Annotated in this window: 1 protein-coding gene; it reads right to left on the bottom strand. The window is 68.3% G+C overall.

Annotated features, from left to right (window positions below; all coding sequences use genetic code 11):
• On the bottom strand, positions 1–240 hold a 240-nt coding region (locus tag RMT89_RS45215), incomplete at both ends, for a hypothetical protein (RefSeq protein ID WP_315889563.1).

Raw genomic sequence — 240 nt, 5'->3', positions numbered from 1 at the left:
GGACGCATGATGCTACCGGCATCGGGCGGCGCGGTCATCGGGCGCATGGCGTCGGGATTGTCGACGCCAATCGCGGCGTAGTTATCCGGCGGCGCCGTGCCCGGCTTGAAGGCCTCAAGGAGGGTGCCGCGGCCGTCATACGAGCCAGCACGCATGCCGCTCTTGGCGTCGACACGCACCAGCTTGATGCCGGCCGGAACCTTGAACGGGATCGGCGAGGTCGAGCGTGACCTGCAGGTC

This window comes from Streptomyces sp. P17, assembly GCF_032436805.1.
In the GTDB taxonomy this organism is placed as follows: Bacteria; Actinomycetota; Actinomycetes; order Streptomycetales; family Streptomycetaceae; genus Streptomyces.
Note: the sequence above shows the minus strand (reverse complement) of the source record. Positions and strands in the feature narration are given on the sequence as shown.